The following is a 21,052-nucleotide window of genomic DNA, read 5'->3' on the forward strand; positions in this document are numbered from 1 at the left end:
CCTGTTTCCTCGGGAAACAGATTTAAGCATTATTTACCTGCCTGTCACCGTAATCCACTTTCAACTTATCGTGCCTGGATCATAAGGTTTCCAAACTCCTGCATATCATCTTTATTTAACCCGCTCAAGTATGTATACCTCCCCTTCTTCATCAACTAGTTTTAATTGTCCATTATTAAGGATCCCCCGATAATTATAGCTTCCGGGAATACCATCTTTCATAAAACTCATAAAAGTCATTTCCTGTTGCAATTCCTCCGATGTGTAATAATTGATGAATTGCCCCTCAACAACGTGTCCTTCAGTAAAAAACTGAAAAGAATCGTCACCAATTTGTTTATACATATATTGAATTGAATCTTCATTTATTGAGGTGTCTATGTTTTTACCACTGTAATAATATAAAAATCCATCACTATAAAACATGATACGCTTCCATTTACCATTCTCATTTTCCTTATTCTCAAATGAATAACCCTCCATCCGTTCAAAGACGGTTTGAGCTAATAAATCATCCTTTTCGATACTGTAACTTTTCCAAAATGGAAACAATATAGAAGCTACAGCTATACAAATTCCAACAACGGTAAATCTTGTACGCCTGCGATATTTTTCTCTCTCAATTTCTTTTTCCTGTTTACGATATTTTGTAATTTCATTAATTTCATTTAGCATCGGTTGTCCTTTCCAAGTTTACATACTGCACTGGATAAATTGACTATTACCACCATAAATAAACAATACAAGGTGCTATGACAAGAATAATTAATCCAATTATTCTTGAAACGAATTTTGCTTGCATAATTCGAGATATCACAAACACCCCTTCAGTTAAAAATAGAATGATTAGTATAAATGGTAAAACATCGCCAAGCGTATAAAAAAATACTGACCCCCACAGCGTTAAATATGTAAAAGGCATGCTAATATAAATAAGCCATGGCATGATATTTTCAAGAAAATAATTTATCCAGCTTTTGATCATTTAATTTCTGTCACCTGCAACCGTACCATTACCTTCTCCTTTCCATTTCCTGTTTCCTCGGGAAACAAGCTTATGCTTCCTGCGCCCAATCTTCTTCATAATCCAGTTCCGGTTCAAAGCGTTTTCTTTCGGAAATATCAATAATCTCCAGATCATTCTCAATTCCCTGTTTTAACTGATCAATCCGTTCTTTCATCTGATCGGCTGACACATTGGATCGGGCATAGCTTGATACATCCAGTCCCTCGTCGAGTCCGACGCATACCAGTTCCCCCTGTTCATCTGAAAACGCTTCTTTGAATACTCCCTGATAGGCCATAAAATCTTTATAGGTTTCCCGATCCATATCCTTCGCAATAATCGGTTTATTCATTTCTTTGGCCAAAATAATCTCACTGATCATCCCTTCAGATAATGTATTTCCATGCACCCAGATCTCTTTGCACTGCTTAAGCAGTTCGATCCCCATTTCAAGACCCTTATCCCGCTGGCTTGGGATGGTGTCGTCCAGGTATTGGGTAAAGATGGTATGGGGAGCCAGTGGCAGTACATTTAATTCGCTGGCCTGCCGGCACCATTCTTTGGCCCGGTTCATATTTTCTTCCATGCTTCTTTCTTCATTCGCCTTGAGTGGTGAACACACATATACCATTTTCATGTCAGTTATCCCCCTTATTTTTGTTTCCTGAGGAAACAGCTTTGAGTCATTACATAAAAAAACAGATCATCATTTTTGATATCTGTCTGGTAAGTATCTCCTTCTTTAAGCAGCCCTTTAATCAGAATCGCTTCAAAAAGGGATATCGTCTTCATCAGCCATTAGATGAAAATCCTCATCCAGCCCCATCACTCCATTTCCCATTCCGGTTGACAAGCCATTTTGATAACTGCCGTTATTCTCCTTTCGCTTGGTGGAAATGAAATAGACCTCATCGGCCACCACTTCGGTCACGTACCGGCGCTGACCATCCTGGCCATCATAACTCCGCACCTGTAATCGCCCCGACAACCCAATTTGACTGCCCTTGGATAAATACTGTCCGACAAACTCGGCCTGCTTGCCCCACACCACAATGGGTATAAAATCCGCTTCCTTTTGTCCATCTTTGTTTTTAAAGCGCCGATCCGCTGCCAGAGTAAATGTCGCCACGGCATTGCCGGTGGTGGTATTTTTCACCTCCGGATCTCTGGTCAGCCTGCCAATTAGAATTACTTTGTTCATAACTTCTCCTTTAATTTATATTTCCCTGTTTCCCGAGGAAACAGAAATGAGCCAATAAAAAAAGATCTATCTCATTTGCTGATGATTCGATTCAGCTTGATATAAATCTCCGTTAGTGTTTTCTGTACTGATTTTAATTCAGGGGCATTGATCTTCCCCATATGACACAGCTTGGTCAATTGATTAAGATTCGTGCCGATCCTGGTCAGATCCTTTGAAAAATCCTTGAGTCCGTCTAAAACGACTAACTGCCCGCCGGCATAGGTTTCTCTGACATATTGGCCCACTGTCATGTTGGCCATTTTTGCGTTGGCTTCTATTTTATCATACATATCCGCTGTACACCGAAACGAAATGGTGCAGGGATAGGTTTGGCTTTTTTCTTTGGCAGCATCAACGGTATTTTTAATAACTTCATCCAGATCATCCCGGCTCAGGTAGAAGATCAGGCCCAGCTGCTGCTTAATTTCATCACTGGGAATGGTTAAACCATTTTCATAGCGATAAATCTTTTTTCGTGAGACTCCCAGCATCGTTGCCAGAGCGTCCTGGGACAACCCTTTATCCAGACGTAAGCTGCATAGTGTCTTCTTTTTTATCTCAATCACCTCCATCCTGTTTCCCGAGGAAACAAATCGAACCATTACTGTTTATTTAATGTTTGAATATCTTCATTTGTCGTCGCTTTCTGATCCAATCTTAAAAGTTGAAGCAAAGCCTTATTTTCATCTTCGAGCATCTTATTTTTATTTTGCAATATTTCTACATTTGTGAAGTATTTTTTCAGATTCTCTAAGTCGTCAGAGATTTGGCTTACATCGATTGAATGTACTGTTGCACATGCTATCTGTCTACGGATAGAATTGTGATTTGCTTCAAACTCATTTCTTAAACAATTAAAATCTTTAATCATTTCATCACTTTTATCATCAATTTTCTTTAGACTCTCTATGACATCATCAAACATAGTTGGATTTGCAGACTCGTTTAATTGTAGATCCTCAATTCTAAAAAGTTCATAGATTATATAAAATACACTTGTAATACACGCTCCAGCAAATAGCCATAGAACTTCATTCATTTATCAACCATCCTCCCCAACTTTACACACCGTAGTTCGTGAAATTACACTTTTTACTGAAATTGATCATTAGCATCATTAATTTTTATGATAACACGCTTCAATATCAAAGCATTTTCTGCCAGATTATAATTTTTCGCCATGCTCCATCTTTATCTCAATCACCTCCATCCTGTTTCCCGAGGAAACAAATAGAACCATTACTGTTTATTTAATGTTTGAATTACTTTATCACCAACCAGTATCTCAATTTGATTAACTTGCTTTGATCCGTTAACTTTAACCGGACGAATTGTGTATTGCGTTTGATTCTCAGGATTAATAAAAGTACCTTCTGCTAAATATTTATCAGAAGTGGTTGTTTCATTTACCAAATAATCAACCATAAAAACTTGATATGTCGGATAAAGAACCATCGTAATTAAATTTGCATTGAACTGGATTTCCGAAAATTGAATTTTACTTTCTTCCTCAACATTTTGAGGGGGTATCATTTCGAAAGTATTTGAATCCATTTGATAATATGGCTCTGCAAACTCCTCTTTGATATTCTCGTAGATATTATTAAGGACTTGCGGCATCCAAACAATCACAATAAACTCTACAAGCACAACTACCAAAGCCATAAAAAAAACTGATCCAAAAGATTTTAGATGTCTCATAAAATACTCCTATATTAAATTTTTGACATAATTAATATCCTTATATAAAACGCAACCTGTAATTCGTTTTATTTGTTCACACCTACCTTCATCTTGTTTCCCGAGGAAACAAGAATTTATAAAGCACAGGAAACGGCTTCGATATAAATCTGAATTTCATGCCCATTGCTTTGAGCAGTAAATTGATTAAAGCCGATATAGATATCACTTAATCCATTGTTGATCAGATCAGTGACTTCGTTTTTTCCTTGCCAATCCGACAATTCCTCAAGGCTATTTAGAAATATTTCTGTTTCGCTTTTTTCAATACAGATAAGATAGACCCCTTTCTTTTCAATATCTGCTTCAAAGCAGTTTTGGTTTTTTCTGCCACCCAGGGTGCCAAGATATTCCAGATTGAAAATCTCTTTGTCATTTGCCCAGTTTGCTAATTCAGCGGTATTTTTAAATTCCAGTTCATTCATTGATTTATCCTCCTATGTTATTTTCTTTTAATCCTGTTTCCCGAGGAAACAGATTTGGCATTTTTTATATTCTCGAATGTCTTTTTTCCTTCATTAATGATGATCAATGTTTTGCTAAAACATACTTTTCCACTTATCATCGGCTTTTTTTCGCTCTTTTTTTAACCTGTAATTTGAAACAGCGATCAAAACAATTACGACTCCAATAATGATGCCCACAATTATTATAAGCGACCATAATACTGCCCTCCCTATTGCACCGTCATTTTCAACTCCACTAGTTAGTTTGTTTGTCATGTTTTCATTATTTAATACAATCTCAGCCGTATTATTACCAGAAAGCTTCAGCTTGATTTGATCATCTAAAGAAGTAGTTCCTTCGAAGACTTTGATTGCATAATTAAAGATGTCAATTTGTTCAATTGATTCAGGCTTAGTATAGTCGATGTACCTGATAACCATTATTTCACCATCTGGCGATTGGAATTCCAGCGAGTCTGCATCTTTGACTTTATAAACAGCTTTATAATTCTCGCTATTATGATATATTTCGATTAACCCATCTTTCACCTTTATTCGATACAAGTCGGAAGTCTCAATATTTGAATCGTTTAAAAATATAATTTCATCAATTCTTTCAACTACCGGTTTGTTTAGGTATCGGAGATCATTACTTTTGCTTATATAACCAATTAATCCAGTAGCAGCAATTACTATAACAACCAAAAATATGAACCGACCTCCGCCTTCACTCCGCCCATCACTACTCATTGATTATTTCCTCCACTATTAAATCCAATTATCAGCGGTATTTTGTTTCCCGAGGAAACAAAATAGGCACTTCCCATTTTTAAACTTTGAAAATCAAATCATTGAATTGTCTCAAAATAAAAGACAATTTCCTTCGACTTATGCTCAACCACCCCATATCGGATTGCGTTTTTATAAGTAACACTATCCCGCATGAGCCGTTGATGCCACTTTTCGATTTCGGATCTGAATTCCTCCAGAAATAAAGTACTTTTGTAATGATTACAGGATCGGCAAGCAGCTATCATGTTTTTCTCATCATCCTCACCACCCCGACTGATCGGGACAATATGATCGATCTGCATCTTACCAAATTCCAATTCCGTTCCACAATAGGCACAATGTCCATCTGTTTTATTAAAAATCTTCTTTCTTTCAGATTGATTTAACTTTTTTCTGCTCATAAATCACCCATCATATAGTTACTTTTAATCTCTTTCCAATTCAGTTCAATACGATCAAAGTTCTCTGCAATTTCTTCTAAGAATTCTATTCCTAATGCTTCTTGCTTTTTGATCTGATTATATTTTTTTTCATCCCGAAACTTAAGTACATTGTCCTTAATAAGTGCATCAATTACTTTAGGCTCCAGCGCATCCAGCTCCCAGCATTCATCACCAAAGTCCGAAAGGTATTTAGTGGCACGGCTATCAGTCAATTTGGTAGGATTGGGCGGTGGATTGTATTCTTCAACTTGCTCCATGTTCAAAGCTAATCTTTTGAATTCAATATCGTCCGTTTCAAAAACATTCAATCTGTCCAGGATGTCCCGGCTCATATCTATTCCACTTGGATCGTGATCGCCCAGGTGCAGCAGAACAATATTCTTGCCTTCACGTTGTCTTTTCTCTAACCTTTTGGCAGCAACCCACATTTCTGATTGACTTACATACCCTCGGCAAGAAAAATATTTGAGATCCAGCTGGTCACAGATTCTGCCAACTACTCCTACTAGTGCATCCTTTTCTACCCAAACCTCAACATAATTGTCTTGATCCTGCCAATAATCTAAATGATAGTTATATGCAGCAGCCTTAATAACATCTCCTGGTTTTTCCCAATGAGTACGACCTCGAATATTTCGGGTGCGATCTTCAATCGCATTCCAGTCGATCAATCCAGCCAGTCGAGCATCATTAATCAGTGCACCCAGATTTTTATAGCTTCTTTCATTATTGGGAATAATATCTCGTGCTACCATTTGATAATAGACTTGTCTTAACGTCAAGCTGTAACCCTGAGCTTCATAGTCTGCTATGACAGTATTTATTCTCCATATTAATTCAAGGCTGGTCTGTCGAAACTTCTTTGGAACATATTCGATTTTAGGCACTACACTCACTCCTTGCATTTTAAAATAATACGTTTTGTTCAAAGTCCAAAAATTAATCTGATTATTTTTTTATCTTTTTCATCGTTTGTTTCCCGAGGAAACAGGAATTTTCTTTTCCGGGGGTTTGGGGGTGTCCCCCATACTTCATTTTCTCAGAAAGAGAAAACAAGATCTGAATGTTTCAGATGGGCCGTTCGCCCATCTGTAAACATTCGGGAATCTTGCCCTTCGTCCCAACTCCGGTCTTTTGGGCGTTACAAATGGGCATTTGTAACGCCCGGGTGATTGAAAAAGAAAATATGGGGCTGATCGGCCATAATTTAGGCATGTTTTTCGACCCTTTCATGCTTTTTTAGAATTTCATCGATTTTTATTGTAGTTAAATTTGTGATACTTGCTATCTGCCGGGGGCTTTTCCCTTCACTTTTTAAATTTAAAACCTTATTTTCGATGGATTCTTCGCTTTCACCTGGGATTTTCGAAATATTTTCGATTTTAATTTCTTCAATTTGAAGGGTCTGCATGGGTTTTTGTTCAAATAGCTGATTTATTCCAGAAAATAAATTGGTTTTCAGATTTTCAATGTAGGCTTGATTATCATTTAATTTATTTTCAAGTTTTTTAATGATGAAATCTTTCTTTTCACTTTCATTTTTATAATTTTCCAGCAATTCCATTTTTCCGGTTAAGCCCATAGCCACTATAATTTCTTTCATTTCGCTGTTATGAAATTTTAACCGGTCATTTTCAAATGCTAATTCTTCTTTTTCGGCCTGAATCTTGGCGATAATTTTTTCCAATGTCGTAATATCTTTATGATCAGCTTTGATAACAATCTCATCATTCAAATTTTTATCATCACTCTGATTGGTTAATTCTGCTCGTTGATTTTCAATCGGTAATCGGTCATGATTATTTTTTTCAAGTGGATGATCCACTTTATGGTTTAACTGATCAACCTCCGACTGAGGAAGATCCGGTTCAACCTCACTGACTATTGCATCCTCATAATCATCTCTGGGTGATTCCACCACTGTTTCATCTTCCTTTAGTCCCCATGCTTTCTTAGGCTTTTTATTGAAAACCATTTGATCGAATGATCTGCCTTTATTCTTCATTTATCTTACACTCCTTGAATTTTTATATTTTCTTGTCAGTCCATTTACGCACCGGGTGCGTTTTTTGCTCCGATCATCCAGTCTGGTCTGCTACTGCACCGGGTGCACTTTTTGATCTGACCTCCGGCTTGATCGGCTACTGCACCGGGTGCACTTTTTGATCCGACCTCCGGCTTGATCGACTACTGCACCGGGTGCACTTTTTGATCCGACCTTCGGCTTGATCGGCTACTGCACCGAGTGCACTTTTTGATCCGACCTCCGGCTTGATCGGCTACTGCACCGGGTGCACTTTTTGATCCGACCTCCGGCTTGATCGGCTACTGCACCGGGTGCACTTTTTGATCCGACCTCCGGCTTGATCGGCTACTGCACCGGGTGCACTTTTTGATCCGCTCTCCGGTTTGATCGACTACTGCACCGGGTGCGCATTGAGTATGTTTATTTTGATGAAACAAGTTTCTTTTTAATCACTTTGTTTCCTCGGGAAACAAATTTATAATTCCTGCTCCCAATCATGGCTGCTATTTTCTTTTTGCTTGATCTTTTTGAAATCAATATTTTTATGCAAACATCAATGCACGAACAAAGAATATCCCTGGAATTAATGCCATTGCGAGCCAAAGAATCGGCTTTGTTACGAAAGATGTGTGTATCATCGATATATTGCCAAGAAAACACAGGCAAAAAATAATAGCTCCAGCTCCGCAGCCCACCTTCCATATCGTTGCAGTTATCATACTCGCAACACCAACATAGCTTAATCCATATATTATTACATAAAATATCCCAAGACCTACCATGGCCACAAAGCATCCCCATACAAATTCAACTATTGATGCTATTACTACGCATAATTTATCGATAAATGATTCTTTAAATGATTCTCCTTTCCGATTTTCTTGCTCTTCTTTTGTCTTTAATATATTTTTCATAATATCCCTTCTTATTCACTGGAAACAAATTTATAATTCCTGCTCCCAATCATAGCTGCTGTTTTCTTTTTGCTTGATCTTTTCTTTTAGCGCTTCTCCTTCCAGCTTCTTTTTCATGTGAGTTAATGGATAGTAATTGGATTCCTTACTCTTGCCGGATCGTAAAGCAGTAAGAATATTCCTGGCATTTCTGGCGAAATCGTCCATTTCTTTCTGGTGCATTTTTTTCGTCCGCTCACTTCTTCTTTGACAGTTTTTCTCAAACTGCTCCAGTAATTTTTCTTTAGTGAACCGCTCCGGCGGATAGAGTTTATTATTTCTGCACTTTTTAACATCCGGCGTCGTAAACGTGATGTGCTTATGATGATCCCATTGAACTTCATAACCGAGTTTTTCCATATTCGATATAAATTCATCCTGGCTAAAGGAATGCTTTACGCACTCTTTAACGGCCAGAAATAATTCATACTTCCAGCTCTGTCCCTGTTTCTGCTTTTCATATTCTCCCTGTTTAACCGTATGCAGCTTTTCATTATTGTCTTCGGGCTGAGCCACCTGATCCTGGTCATTTTGCTTATCCCACCAGATCCGAATATTTTCCTCCCGACACAGCTCCAGGGATTTATTCTTGATATCCTCCAGATCCGCTTTGCTGATATGCCATTTTGCACCGGTTTCAGCATTGACTGAATTGATACAGAAATGGTTATGGATATGACCTCGGTCCGTATGGGTTCCAATGACGACCTGGAAACCGTTAAAAATATCGGTTTCTTCAATCAGTCGGCGCCCAATTTCATGAATAAGCTGCATATCCTGTATTTCTGGTGGAAAGCTCTGTTCGGCATGAATATATAGCCGTCCACTATCCTTGTTATACATATTTTTGATCAGCATAAATTCTTCATAGGCACTCTCGGACGAACAGTTTATGGTTGACACCAGGTGATTTTCTGCTTCCATTTTCAGGGTATAGTTGATACAGTAATGCATTCCGGCTTTTGTTTGGCCATGCTGGAACTTAATGATTTTAAAAACTGCCATTTAACTGCTTTGAGAAAAATACTGATCCAATGCCAACTCAACCGTCATCTGGATGTCACCTTCGTCCTCCAGATCTGGAAAGTATTTTTCGATAATCTCTGGTGAGATTTTAAAGGTTTTTTCCGACTTCTTTTTTAAAGCCTTATCATTGAAGATATCATTGAGCACTTCCATTGAAATTTCGACAATTTCCGCTTTTTTCCGGATAATGTTTGCTTTATGATAGGATAGCTTATTTCCATCCAGCATAAAGGATCTCACCACATCCTGTTCGGCATCAGAAAGATAAGACAGCTCCACTGCCGACTTGACACCCAGTTTCCCTGAATCACAGAGATCTTTTAACCCTGTGGTCAGATTATCATCAATCTGTACGTAATAAAAAATCTGTCGTGTACCAATATTGAAAGGATTGTCCTTTTCCAATTCATTGAATTTAGATCGTTCAATATCTGATAATTGATCTTTTCTTTTATTTAAGTTCTTCATCAGTTTATAACGTCTGGCTACAATTTTTGCTTTCTCAGATATTTTGAAATCATTGAGGTTGCGTTTTTTTATATTTGTTTCAATGAGCATCAGTTCAGCAGCGCTATCGTCTTTTAATTCTTCATAGATAACCGCATGGATATCTCTTTTTCCGAGTCTTTTACAAGCTTGCACACGATTATGGCCGGAAATAATCTCAAACATCCCCTCATACTCATTATGTGGTCGAACCAGGATCGGATCTGTCACTCCCATATCTTCAATACTTTCCATCATCGATTTCATTTCACTTTCATTGTACTTGGTAAAAATGTGATTTTTGAAATCTATGAGACGATTAACTTCAATTCTAGCATAAATTGAAGATTCAGAATAATCAGCCATATTTACTTAACATCCTTTCATAAATAAAAGACCCTGTTTGGGTCCAATTGATTTTGTTTCCCGAGGAAACAAGATTCTATGTTGAATAGTCTTTAAATTGTGTTCCTCGTTCCATATGAGCTTTGATTGACGCCGGTCGCTGCCATTGTCTGGTGAACGCTTTCCATTCCATTGAATACTCGGTTTTAAACGGTTTGAAATCCCGCCTTAGTTGGGCAAAGGGCATGGCTCCCATCCGGTACACTTCCTGGAGCCGATTTTCATTCGCTTCCATATCATCGCCAATCAAGACATAGCACTTGATCTTTTCCCGATTAAATCCTCCTTTAATTAACTTATCACAAGCCGTTCTGAAAGCCGGCAGCGACTGATCGGTGTCACAGGCCAACCATAATTCATCAATTTTTAGACTTCTGACATTCTCAACAAAATGATCATCGATCAAATTTGATTGTAATCCACCTTTAAACTGGATCCGTCGCTGCGACCGTAACATTTCAAAGACTTGATCTTTGTGCTTTTTACTGGTCTGAAGAAAATTATTGTCCTGGATAATGTTTCCAGGACAAATAGGCAGTTCTTTTAAACGCCCCTCAATCTTTGGTACGTTGCACCAGGGACATTGATTATTACAACCCCTGCTGGAAAAAATTATGTTTGGCTTGAGATATAGTCCAGGGACGAAATCACCTACCGCACTTGCAAATCCGGGGCCACCAACTTTTACTGGCCGGTCTGTGAATGCCTGGTATTGTTCCTGAAGCTTAATACAATATTCCTTATCCCAGGTAAAGGAACAGGAAATATGAATCTCATCAAACGTTGGAAAAAGTGAAAACATAGGTGCCTGGATGATTCCATCCGGATAATAGGTCAGGGGATCTTCAGGGGTGTAACTGGTTTTCTTTGGAAAAACCCGAAGTATCTGCTTATCCCAGTTCATTTCAATGAATTTGTTGCACTACTTCAGCATAGCGCTTATTGATTTGCTCATTTGTCATATTCTGTCGATTATAAAAGATTTCTTTCTCAAAAAGTTCGAGCGGATGAATAACTTGATTTCCATTTCTATCAATTGTATAACTGATTCCAAAGCATCCCAGCTCCAGTTCTTCCAGCCATTCCCCTGTAACTTCTGATTTTACATCCAGATCTTTTACTTTCCCACAGTACGGACACCGCAACTGATCGGACGTTTCAGCAAAGTGCTTGCCAACGATAAATTCCTTATCACAACCATAACAGACATACTTTACCAAATCGTCTTCATAGTGCTTTTCACCCGATTCTTTTTCCCAAATTAAATTCGCCATAAAACTATTCTCCTTTAAAATTATAATGATTTACAAATATCCCCAATAGGAACATTTGTAAACCATCAAAAAAGCAGACGAGTAGAATCTACTCATCTGCAAATTATTTATATTAATTGGTTGTATTCTACATCGATCCCCAACCATGGAGTAAAAAACTCCGGGCACATTATAGAATTGTTTTGATTAGAAACAAACGAAAATAAATCCCGCCACAAAGGCCAGCACCAACAGGCGTCGCATTGTCCATAATTCTTTTTGTTGCGATTAATCCCTAATATGAGATTATTTTCCGTCACTATGTGAACCCAACACAATGCGTCGTCGCTTCCTTTAAACACTCCTTTAAAGGTACTATGGAATTTCTATAATGCGTACTATTCACTTATCTAAGATCAAAGAAAGACCCAGGACTTGAACCCAGCGGTTACCATATAACATCTTTCATAAAATTAATGTTATAAAGCTGTTAAATTATGTTAATATAAAGCTATCAATTATTGTAATTCTTATTGATCCATTCCCATAAAATACTCAATACTAATGCATTCATTGTCAAACCTCTTTGTTTTGCTATAACTTTTAACTTATTATGTAATTCATCTGTTGGTCTTATTGTCATTATTTTTGCCATGAACTAACCTCGCTTTCATAGTGATGTCACTATGAATAGTATAGTCTTATTTCAAAGTGATGTCAATGTGAAATATTGACTAAATTTTGACTAATGTTATAATGAAATCACTATGAAATCAAAGGAGTTATTATGACTACAAATAAAAAAGCTTTTACAATGCGTATGCGATATGAAAATTTTCAAAAAATAAAATATATTTCTGAACAAAATAAACGATCAATCGCAATGCAAATAGAATTTCTTATTGAACAATGTATTAGTGATTATGAAAAAAATACTGGTATTATCAATTTAGCCAAAGAACTTAATTTTAAAGATGATAATATTGATTAATCCATATTAAGCATTTACATATTATGTAAGTGTTTTTTTTTATCATCTAATTATACTTTAAGTATAATTAGATGATATTATACTCAATTGCAAATGTCAATCCTTTAAATAATGTAGTATTTATGATTTATTTGATATTTTGGTTTAAAAAAGAGCATAAAGAGTAGTATAATAAATAATTCAGGAGATTATACTACTGATAAAGGAGATCCCTAATGTTCCCAAAAATATTGAGAAAACTTCGAATAAAAAATAAACTTACCCAAACTGAATTGGGCAACATTATTGGTGTATCATTTGTTAGTATCAGCAAGTACGAAAATGAAGAAAGACAGCCAGAGCTTGGAACGTTAATTAAACTTGCTGATTATTTCCAGATATCTCTAGACGATTTGATCGGCCGATCAATAGAAAAACCATCCGTTGAAACAAGCGAATATGCACATAAAATCAAACAAGAATATTCCATTAAATTAACGAAAAATCAGAAGGATTTACTTGATATTTATGATAAAATTGAAGATGAAAGACTACAAATTAAACTATTAGGAAAATTTGAGAATATTGTTGAAAATATGATTATTGAAAAGAAAAAAAAGGGGATATAGAATGGATCATATAGATAGAATTAATTTACTAACAAAATTGAAAGAAGCCGGTTCATATTTTAGTCAGAAATCATCTGATTACAATCTACTTATTAAACTGGAAGAAGACACTATAGAATTAAGCAATGCCTTTGAATCTCACAAAAAACTATCCTTCAGTAACTTAGGAAACTTCTTTCTATCAATTTTTATTACCTCAGCTACATTATTTACAATTTTCTTTTATTTATACATGGATAACCAATATACGCCCAATATTTTATTATTTACGATACTTGATATCCCTCTTGTCTTAGTATTTTATTTTATCCTGAATTCTTCAAATAAGCGAAAATTGGAGAAATATATAAAAAAACTAGATACGCTGAATAATGAAAAAGATCTACTTCTGTCCGATCTATACCTCAACTATCAGAATTTCAGATATCCTGGTTTGCTCCCCTTTAAATATACGTTTCCAGGATTTATAGAAATTATCTATGATTATATCAACGATCATCGAGCCAATACCATAACCGAAGCAATTAATTTATATCATGATGAAATGCACAAACAGTATCTTGAAAAATCACAGAAGGAAATTATTAAAATAACAAAAGCAAATAATTCTTCTACCAGACGTGCCGGAAATTGGGCTGCTGCTGCAACAGCTATTTCAGTATTGGGTTTGTTTGTAAAACGATAACAAAAAAGAAGGTAATGATTTTACTCACTACCTTCTTTTTTGTTAAAATATTTATCTAGAGCTTCTACTAGAATTTTTTGAATCTCTGTATCAGTTTCTTTTGTAAAATAGTTGTCTAATATTTCAGGTTTTATTTTAAATGGCTTTCTCTCTTTTTTCTTTTTAATAAATAAATCTAAGATTGCTTCTTTCGTGATCTGATTTTCTTCGAACAAATTTTTAATTAAAGAAGCCTTTGATTCGGTTAATTTATATCCTTCATTTAATACTGATAATACGATCATCTGACCATCTTCATCCAAATAAGATAATTCTACTCCGGCTTTTATACTGATCGTATAATTATCAAGCAAATTTTTAATCTCTTGGATCAAGCAATTATGTATTCTATTGTACCTCCACACTTGAATTCTTCCCAAATTCAGTCCGGATTCATTTGAAAATTCTTCATTTTCTTTTTCAATATCTTTATCATTTCTCAACCGATCCCATTCAGATACAATATGAGCACGCTCTGATACTTTAAAATCGTTCAAATTTCTTTGATTGAGATTTGTCTCGATGACAATCATTTTTGCATCGTCCTCGCTCAAATCATTAAACAAACGTGCCGGTATAATATCGATATTTAGTCTTTTACAAGCTTCAACTCTGTTGTGGCCGGCAAGAATTTCATACTTACCTAAATTTTTAGGATGTTTTCTGACAAGAATCGGTGTTACAACTCCACGACTCTCAATACTTTTCATTAGACTTTTCATAGAATTTTCATCATAACCGGGAAATATATGATCCTCGAATTCCAGTAATTTATTGACTTCTATCATTAAAAGTTCTTCATCATCCAAGCTAAATAAACTGTCTAATCGGTTCACCATTACTTCATCTCCTTGTTTACGATTTCTAAAGAAAGATTTTTATAGGCAGTCATTACTTTTTCAATTGACTCTTTATGCTTCTTTATTTTTAAACTCTCATACATTTCACGAGCACTTAAGGAGTTGATAGCAGTATCGCCCATTTTTGTAACTGCCGGAATTTTTGAATCAAACACATTAATCCTTTCACCAAAAACATCAGTAATAATTTGTTCCATTTCCTTTGTGATTCTTAAATTAGGTGTATATTTTGTTAATAGTATCCCTTCAATTTCTAATCCACTATTCATCTTCTTTTTAACGTTCTTGATCGTTTTCAGCAATGCTTCGATCCCTTTGACTGCCCAAAATTCCGGAACAACTGGGATAATAACTTTATTGGCAGCAACAAGAGCATTTATTGGCATCATCCCTAATGAAGGCATGCAATCAATGATTATATAATCGTAGTCATCTTTATATTTTTCTAAAATTCGATCTAGGACGCTTTCTCTCGACATCACGTTAACAATCTGAATTTCCACATTTGATAATTCAATGTTAGAAGGTAGAAGATCGATCATCTCCTTATGGATAAGAATATCTTCATTATCATATGTAAATTCATCATCATAAATACACTTTGTTAATAAAGTCGCCAATGTAAAGCTCAATTTGTCTGGAGTTGGAACACCTGCTTGCATTGTTAAATTTGCCTGCGAATCTAAATCTACTAGAAGAACTTTTTTGCCTAATTTTCCTAATTCCCAACCCAGGTTATAAGTTGATGTGGTTTTTCCTACACCGCCCTTTTGATTAACAACCGCAATGACCGTACAATTACTCATGATCGTCTCCTTCATCATCGTTTAAATCTTTTTTAATTAGAGATATAATATAATTTCCAATCGTTTTTATCTTCTGATCCTTCTCTCGCTGCAATTTAAATCTCATTTTTTTGTCAAGAACTGCGGGTATCTTTAAATATATGCCAACTTCTTCTTTATTTTCAGAATCTGGATTTATACCAAAAATTTTATCATATACTTCTGCTTGAAGTTTTTCTTTCGCCCAACTTTCAGCTTCTTCAAAAGTTATTGGCAGTAATATTTCTCCAGCAGTAAATTGATTATTACCGCTTTGTTCAGCATATTGAGTAGCAGCTCCACCGTAAGCGTGAATAAAATATTCACCAGTCTTTTTTATATAAAGATTCTCCTTAACATACAAAGGATCCATTCTAGGACAGCCATTTTCCCAATCTGCCAATTGAGTGGCAGATTGGGTGTTATACAATTTATTCTTAATAACCTTCTTCATCCGTTCCTTCACCAAGAATCTCTAAGAAATCGAATTGCTTTTCTTCTGGCAATTCTTTAATTAAAGCCTTTAAAACATTAGACTGGCGTTTGATTGTTTGATTTTGCGCTTGAACGATTTTAAACAATCCAAACAACTTTAAATCCTTTACAAAGTCTTTTTCATCGTCCTCACCAAATACAAATAACCCTTCACATTTGTCTCTATAATACTTGAAAACATTAAAAGATTTTAATTCATCTTTGTACTTAATAAGGAACCTCTTTTTTTCCATTTCAATTTCATGTTTACTTTTTAACATAGAATTATTTCCTTTCTTTTCTAAGTTAATTCATTATACAATAGATAATATATATAGTCAATATAAAACTGACTATATATATATTATCTATTGTATCTAAGTGAAATTGCCAGACTATAGTCAGAAAAGAATGCCGACTGAAAAATTTTCTTTTCAATTTACTTGCTTTTTAGTTCTAAAGAATTTAGAATTGGCGGAAGGTTCACTAAGGACACAAAATTTTTCCCCCCCCTGTTTTAAATTAAATAAATAATTTAAAACAAGGGAAAGAATTTAGAATTGGCGTATAGGACGCTTAAGGTTTCTAAACCCTTCGCAAGCATTACTGCTCGCAATACTCTGCCGGTCAAGGATCTGCCATAAAACACCGGTTGTTATCACACAATTGTATCCCCCCCCTCCTGGATAACTCCAGGCGACAGGACGGTAACGAACCACTCTTTAAAAAATACATCCCTTTAACGGACTATACACGGTGATTAGACGTGCGGGTTATTTTACTGTGGTTTACCCCTCAACACAAGAAAACTATTTGCTTTCTTACATTAAACGGCATTTTAAAGCCATTGTAAACCTACACCAAAAACCAGCTATAAGAACTTACAGTTCTTACAGAACTTAGTGAATTATTAAAGATGGTCAAAATACCCCAGTAAATTGCCATTTCCACTATAAAAAACAAACTTTTAACTTGCCCACTTATGCGACCCAACTTGCCCACTTATGCGACCCAACTTGCCCACTTATGCGACCCAACTTGCCCACTTATGCGACCCATACTAAATATTATCACTTAAGTATTATTTAAGAAACTAAACTGAGTTAAAAAAAAGATCCGATTTTCCGAAGAAAACGAACCTCTTTGAGACATACAAATTTAATATGATTTTTTTTTAGACGGACATTCGGGATTTTTACAGTTTACCTCTGATGTCGTTTCAGTTTTAGTTCTAAGAACCTTAGTATGTGATAGCTCTACATGATAATGATCAATAGTACCTTGACCACACAAACATACTTCTGAAGAAGTGAGTTTTTTTTCATCAACTTCCCATGATGCGCTCAATAAATTCCACCTCCATTCATTTGATATTTAACTGCTTTAACTTAATTATAATTCAAAATCCTTAATTCTAATTAATATCAACTAAATGAAAGTACCAAGTTTTATAAATATATTTTTACCCCCGCATAGGCTCGACCTTTTTTATAAACCTCATACTCTTTAATATAAGCTCTTTCAACCCAAAGCGAAAGAATAAAATCTACATCTTCCCGAAGTCGGCGCATTTGTTTATCCGTGATATTCTCGGCACCAATCGTCTGAAAAATTGTTTCATATTTTCTTCTGCTTTCATAAGGTTGACCTTTATTTTTTTGATATTTCATAAATTCAATTTCTTTTGCTAAAAAATGCTTTAAACAAATGAATTCTTTCGTGTTACGTCGAGTTTTAGATCCAACATCTTTCTGTCCAACACCAGATGTCTCTAATAATTTAGACTCGACTGTGGCGATTTGGTTGACTCTCTGGCTATATATATATGATAAAGGGGGGCGATAAAAATAGTATACCATTTTTTGATGGCCTCCAATTTTTGCCGTTAGTTTATCCGCTTGGACTAAAGCGCCTTCCAACGTTGCTTCTTCTAATCCAATCGAAAGCGATTTATGCTTTCCTGCTTGCTCTTTAAAGTCGATCCAGGCTCGGGTCCATCTCATCTTATCTACTGATTCAATAATTTCCTTCTCGCAATTTGAACTAACTTTTTCTCCTGGTTCCAATCCGGCCATTTTGCGATAAATTTGAGCCGGTGAAATACTTACATTACTGCCACCATTTTGATCCATTAGAGTTCCTATTGCATCTTGTACAACTGTATCATAATACTCAATCTTCTCATCAGATTTTAATTCCATTTTCATTTCTACCGTAGCTGCATTAACACCTGATCCGCCAACATTAAATGAAATTCCAAATTGTCCCTTTTGAGATGCAAGTCCCTGTTGTTTTGATACTTTACTGGTTTGTATCAAATTCTTATTCCCAATAATTTCAACAAGAGCTAATTTAGTCACTTCATGATTGATATCATCTACATCTATTTCCTGTGGATCGATGCCATATTCGACGACTAATTCTTCAACTAATTCATTAATCTTTGAATATATGTCTTCCAATTTCTCGGTTTTTAAGTGTTTAACACTATTAATTTCATTATTAGAAGCATCTTTTATAATCTCATCAAGCAGTGATATAACACTCAAACCGTCGAATGATAATTGCTGAGAATTTGTTACATCCTTATTATCTTGATCTACTTTTTTAATCACAGAACACCCCTCTATCTAATTATCCTCTAAAACGTTTTTTAATAGCTGACATGGCCAATGCAAAGTTATCATCATCAAGCCGTCTAAAAGTCTCCATTATATCTGCTGGGAAACCATTAAATAGGTTGTATCCTAATTTAACCAATGCACGAGAACTACCACAAAAATCCACATTTTCAGAATCCAATACTTCTGGAATAATCGAATGATCCTCAAAATCATAAATATTTCTTGCTTTTACAAATAGATCTTCATTGCCGGCAATAATAATAAACAATGCTATTCTTTCAATATCTTCCGGATGAGTCTGATCACGTTTTATTAAAATCTCAAAATTTGAGTTGAAATTAGTTTTTTTCATTTATTTATGATCTCCTTCGAATTTTTTACCATTTCTAAGTATCGGTAAATACTTTTTTTACTTACTCCAGTAGCTTCGGTAATTTCAGCAATCGAGTAATCTTTGCTTCCGTACATTTTTAACGCAAGATTAATTTTATCTGCCGGCAACTTAGGTCTTCCACCTTTTCTTCCCCTGGCTCTGGCGCTTTCCAAACCTTCTTTTGTACGTTGACTTATCAAATCTCTTTCAAACTGCCCAATGCCAGCAAAAACGACAAATAACATTCGACCTTGTGGTGTCGTGGTATCCGCCCATGGTTCTTTTAGACTCTTTAAATTTGCACCTTTCATTTCTATCCGATCAACTAATTCAAGAAGGTCTTTTACTGATCTTCCGAAGCGAGACAATTCCGTTACCATGATCGTATCACCTTCACGTAAATAATCAAACATTTTATTTAGCTCTGGTCGATCCATCGTCATTCCAGTTATTTTATCCTGAAATATTTTCTCACACCCAATGTTTTTAAGTTGATCAATTTGCCGATCTAAATTTTGTTCTGTTTTCGAGACTCTTGTGTATCCAAATATCATAATTTTCTTACCATTCCATATCCGTGTTAAATTAGCATCATAAACGTATAAAAGCAACTTTAATGATACTTTGATTATGATACTTGTTATGACACTATTATATCCCCATAAATTCAATAAGTAAAGAAGAAATGAAAAAAGAATCAAAAACGGCCGTTTTTGATTCTTTTGTATAAAAAAAGAGAATCACCATATTCCGATTCTCTATTGACTTTTAGATGTTATTTTTATTTCTTCATTTAAGATTCTTTCCATTTCGTGAACATTTGGGAAAACAAGCTTTTTACCTTGTTTCAATAAGCTCAAAACCCTCTTACCTTTTTTGAAGTTCCTTTTCTAAAATTCCATCAATTTTCACTGGATTTTCGTTTTCTCTTTCGATATACTCTGTGACTCAAGTCAAGTCGACTATTTATTCTTCTTTGATTGTATTGTTCGACCTATTAAAGATGTCTAACATACTCGGACGATCATCTTTATATAACTCAAATTCAATAAATTTCCAAGGAGAATCAATTATATTTGTGTCTGTTTTTAAAACAAAATTTGGATAATCATTATTTATACTAAGCTCAATAGTCACCATATTGTATTCGAGATCATAATAACGTTTATAGCTAGTATGCCTTGAAGAAGGAAAATTATCCACTAACATTTTATTATATATTGGTTTAAAATAGCAAATTATTGCCGCTTCAGTAATGTTAACAATTTGCCTCATACGATTTTCTGGTGGACAAAGATTTATACCTATCACTTCTTCAACTAAAGAGTCAAAATGCTCTTTATCGATCCTTTCATCCACTTGGAATATTTTATCAATACCATTCATTAAAAGCACATTGTATTCCTGAAATTCAAAAAGCAGAATATAAGTACGTTTGTTTGGTGTAGTACTTAGACACTCAATTACAATTTTTTGAAGAGTCTTATGGCTTTCTAATCGTTCTAATGCTCCACGATTCTTTTCCCTTCCTTGAGCTTGACCAACATATAATACATCAAACTCATAAGTCACATCTTTTTCATACAGCAATTTTAAAACATCATCAACGTCAATGATAATCTCATCTTTGCTTTCGTCAAGTGAAAAATGGTCCAGATTTTTATTTCAAAAGTGGTCCACTAGTTGGTGCTCTTTAGCCAGGCGATGGTATCCTCCATCCGATAACTGATCTCACGGGAAAAGTCCATGATATGT

28 protein-coding genes are annotated in these 21,052 nt (G+C 35.3%); 3 read left to right on the forward strand and 25 right to left on the reverse strand.

Features of this window, described 5'->3' with window-relative positions; all coding sequences use genetic code 11:
• Positions 1–111: 111 nt before the first annotated feature.
• From ACWI_RS05115 to ACWI_RS18750, 17 genes are all read right to left on the reverse strand, one after another.
• Positions 112–675 carry a hypothetical protein gene (locus tag ACWI_RS05115; RefSeq protein ID WP_070370357.1) on the reverse strand — a complete coding sequence of 188 codons (564 nt, stop codon included), beginning with the start codon at positions 673–675 and terminating at the stop codon, positions 112–114.
• Between the two features lie 380 nt (positions 676–1,055).
• The gene (locus tag ACWI_RS05125; protein ID WP_070370359.1) at positions 1,056–1,643 is read right to left on the reverse strand and encodes a DUF7768 domain-containing protein; all 588 of its coding nucleotides are present in this window, start codon (positions 1,641–1,643) and stop codon (positions 1,056–1,058) included.
• Between the two features lie 132 nt (positions 1,644–1,775).
• Positions 1,776–2,207 carry a single-stranded DNA-binding protein gene (locus ACWI_RS05130; RefSeq protein ID WP_070370360.1) on the reverse strand — a complete coding sequence of 144 codons (432 nt, stop codon included), beginning with the start codon at positions 2,205–2,207 and terminating at the stop codon, positions 1,776–1,778.
• Between the two features lie 71 nt (positions 2,208–2,278).
• Complete coding sequence (locus ACWI_RS18415) at positions 2,279–2,815, reverse strand: MobC family plasmid mobilization relaxosome protein (protein ID WP_175440901.1); 537 nt, start codon at positions 2,813–2,815, stop codon at positions 2,279–2,281.
• Positions 2,816–2,850: 35 nt separating this feature from the next.
• Positions 2,851–3,288 (reverse strand): hypothetical protein, encoded by a 438-nt coding sequence (locus ACWI_RS05140; protein WP_070370361.1) that lies wholly within the window; start codon positions 3,286–3,288, stop codon positions 2,851–2,853.
• A gap of 200 nt (positions 3,289–3,488) precedes the next feature.
• On the reverse strand, positions 3,489–3,950 hold the full coding sequence (locus tag ACWI_RS05145; protein ID WP_070370362.1) for a hypothetical protein: 462 nt from the start codon (positions 3,948–3,950) through the stop codon (positions 3,489–3,491).
• A gap of 116 nt (positions 3,951–4,066) precedes the next feature.
• A complete protein-coding gene (locus tag ACWI_RS05150; RefSeq protein WP_070370363.1) occupies positions 4,067–4,414 on the reverse strand; it encodes a hypothetical protein in 348 nt (115 codons plus the stop codon).
• A gap of 114 nt (positions 4,415–4,528) precedes the next feature.
• On the reverse strand, positions 4,529–5,185 hold the full coding sequence (locus ACWI_RS05155; protein ID WP_070370364.1) for a hypothetical protein: 657 nt from the start codon (positions 5,183–5,185) through the stop codon (positions 4,529–4,531).
• 98 nt (positions 5,186–5,283) lie between these two features.
• Positions 5,284–5,628, reverse strand: coding sequence for an HNH endonuclease (locus ACWI_RS05160; protein ID WP_070370365.1), 345 nt, complete (start codon positions 5,626–5,628; stop codon positions 5,284–5,286).
• Positions 5,625–6,557 (reverse strand): hypothetical protein, encoded by a 933-nt coding sequence (locus ACWI_RS05165; protein ID WP_070370366.1) that lies wholly within the window; start codon positions 6,555–6,557, stop codon positions 5,625–5,627. Before ACWI_RS05165 ends, ACWI_RS05160 begins: the two co-directional genes overlap by 4 nt.
• Before the next feature lie 320 nt (positions 6,558–6,877).
• Positions 6,878–7,675 (reverse strand): hypothetical protein, encoded by a 798-nt coding sequence (locus ACWI_RS05170; protein WP_070370367.1) that lies wholly within the window; start codon positions 7,673–7,675, stop codon positions 6,878–6,880.
• A 563-nt stretch (positions 7,676–8,238) separates the two neighbouring features.
• Positions 8,239–8,610 carry a hypothetical protein gene (locus ACWI_RS05175; RefSeq protein WP_070370368.1) on the reverse strand — a complete coding sequence of 124 codons (372 nt, stop codon included), beginning with the start codon at positions 8,608–8,610 and terminating at the stop codon, positions 8,239–8,241.
• 30 nt (positions 8,611–8,640) lie between these two features.
• Positions 8,641–9,654, reverse strand: coding sequence for a relaxase/mobilization nuclease domain-containing protein (locus tag ACWI_RS05180; protein ID WP_070370369.1), 1,014 nt, complete (start codon positions 9,652–9,654; stop codon positions 8,641–8,643).
• Positions 9,655–10,527: a ParB/RepB/Spo0J family partition protein gene (locus tag ACWI_RS05185; RefSeq protein ID WP_070370370.1), complete on the reverse strand. Its 873-nt coding sequence runs from the start codon at positions 10,525–10,527 to the stop codon at positions 9,655–9,657.
• Positions 10,528–10,603: 76 nt separating this feature from the next.
• A complete protein-coding gene (locus ACWI_RS05190; protein ID WP_070370371.1) occupies positions 10,604–11,470 on the reverse strand; it encodes a hypothetical protein in 867 nt (288 codons plus the stop codon).
• A gap of 1 nt (position 11,471) precedes the next feature.
• Entirely contained in the window at positions 11,472–11,840 is a 369-nt protein-coding gene (locus ACWI_RS05195) for a hypothetical protein (RefSeq protein WP_070370372.1), read from the reverse strand.
• A 493-nt stretch (positions 11,841–12,333) separates the two neighbouring features.
• Positions 12,334–12,474, reverse strand: coding sequence for a toxin-antitoxin system HicB family antitoxin (locus ACWI_RS18750; RefSeq protein ID WP_139142321.1), 141 nt, complete (start codon positions 12,472–12,474; stop codon positions 12,334–12,336).
• A gap of 132 nt (positions 12,475–12,606) precedes the next feature.
• On the opposite strand from ACWI_RS18750, the gene ACWI_RS05200 reads away from it, so the two are divergent.
• The 3 genes from ACWI_RS05200 (at position 12,607) to ACWI_RS05210 (ending at position 14,103) form a co-directional block, all read left to right on the forward strand.
• The gene (locus ACWI_RS05200; protein WP_070370373.1) at positions 12,607–12,810 is read left to right on the forward strand and encodes a hypothetical protein; all 204 of its coding nucleotides are present in this window, start codon (positions 12,607–12,609) and stop codon (positions 12,808–12,810) included.
• Between the two features lie 215 nt (positions 12,811–13,025).
• On the forward strand, positions 13,026–13,418 hold the full coding sequence (locus ACWI_RS05205; protein ID WP_070370374.1) for a helix-turn-helix domain-containing protein: 393 nt from the start codon (positions 13,026–13,028) through the stop codon (positions 13,416–13,418).
• A 1-nt stretch (position 13,419) separates the two neighbouring features.
• Positions 13,420–14,103, forward strand: coding sequence for a hypothetical protein (locus ACWI_RS05210; protein WP_070370375.1), 684 nt, complete (start codon positions 13,420–13,422; stop codon positions 14,101–14,103).
• 20 nt (positions 14,104–14,123) lie between these two features.
• Here ACWI_RS05210 and ACWI_RS05215 read toward each other — a convergent pair whose 3' ends face one another.
• The 8 genes from ACWI_RS05215 to ACWI_RS05250 form a co-directional block, all read right to left on the reverse strand.
• Positions 14,124–14,981, reverse strand: coding sequence for a ParB/RepB/Spo0J family partition protein (locus tag ACWI_RS05215; RefSeq protein WP_070370376.1), 858 nt, complete (start codon positions 14,979–14,981; stop codon positions 14,124–14,126).
• Positions 14,981–15,808: a ParA family protein gene (locus ACWI_RS05220; protein WP_070370377.1), complete on the reverse strand. Its 828-nt coding sequence runs from the start codon at positions 15,806–15,808 to the stop codon at positions 14,981–14,983. The genes ACWI_RS05215 and ACWI_RS05220 overlap by 1 nt, the downstream gene beginning before the upstream one ends.
• The gene (locus ACWI_RS05225; protein ID WP_070370378.1) at positions 15,801–16,280 is read right to left on the reverse strand and encodes a hypothetical protein; all 480 of its coding nucleotides are present in this window, start codon (positions 16,278–16,280) and stop codon (positions 15,801–15,803) included. The genes ACWI_RS05220 and ACWI_RS05225 overlap by 8 nt, the downstream gene beginning before the upstream one ends.
• Complete coding sequence (locus ACWI_RS05230; protein WP_070370379.1) at positions 16,264–16,581, reverse strand: hypothetical protein; 318 nt, start codon at positions 16,579–16,581, stop codon at positions 16,264–16,266. Before ACWI_RS05230 ends, ACWI_RS05225 begins: the two co-directional genes overlap by 17 nt.
• A gap of 1,167 nt (positions 16,582–17,748) precedes the next feature.
• Entirely contained in the window at positions 17,749–18,915 is a 1,167-nt protein-coding gene (locus tag ACWI_RS05235; RefSeq protein ID WP_070370380.1) for a hypothetical protein, read from the reverse strand.
• A 19-nt stretch (positions 18,916–18,934) separates the two neighbouring features.
• Positions 18,935–19,276 (reverse strand): DUF6075 family protein, encoded by a 342-nt coding sequence (locus tag ACWI_RS05240; RefSeq protein WP_070370381.1) that lies wholly within the window; start codon positions 19,274–19,276, stop codon positions 18,935–18,937.
• Complete coding sequence (locus ACWI_RS05245; RefSeq protein ID WP_070370382.1) at positions 19,273–19,851, reverse strand: recombinase family protein; 579 nt, start codon at positions 19,849–19,851, stop codon at positions 19,273–19,275. The genes ACWI_RS05240 and ACWI_RS05245 overlap by 4 nt, the downstream gene beginning before the upstream one ends.
• 412 nt (positions 19,852–20,263) lie before the next feature.
• Positions 20,264–20,887, reverse strand: a complete 624-nt coding sequence (locus tag ACWI_RS05250) for a hypothetical protein (RefSeq protein ID WP_070370383.1) — start codon at positions 20,885–20,887, stop codon at positions 20,264–20,266.
• Between the last annotated feature and the right edge of the window lie 165 nt (positions 20,888–21,052).

Source organism: Acetobacterium wieringae (assembly GCF_001766835.1).
Classification (GTDB): Bacteria; Bacillota; Clostridia; order Eubacteriales; family Eubacteriaceae; genus Acetobacterium; species Acetobacterium wieringae.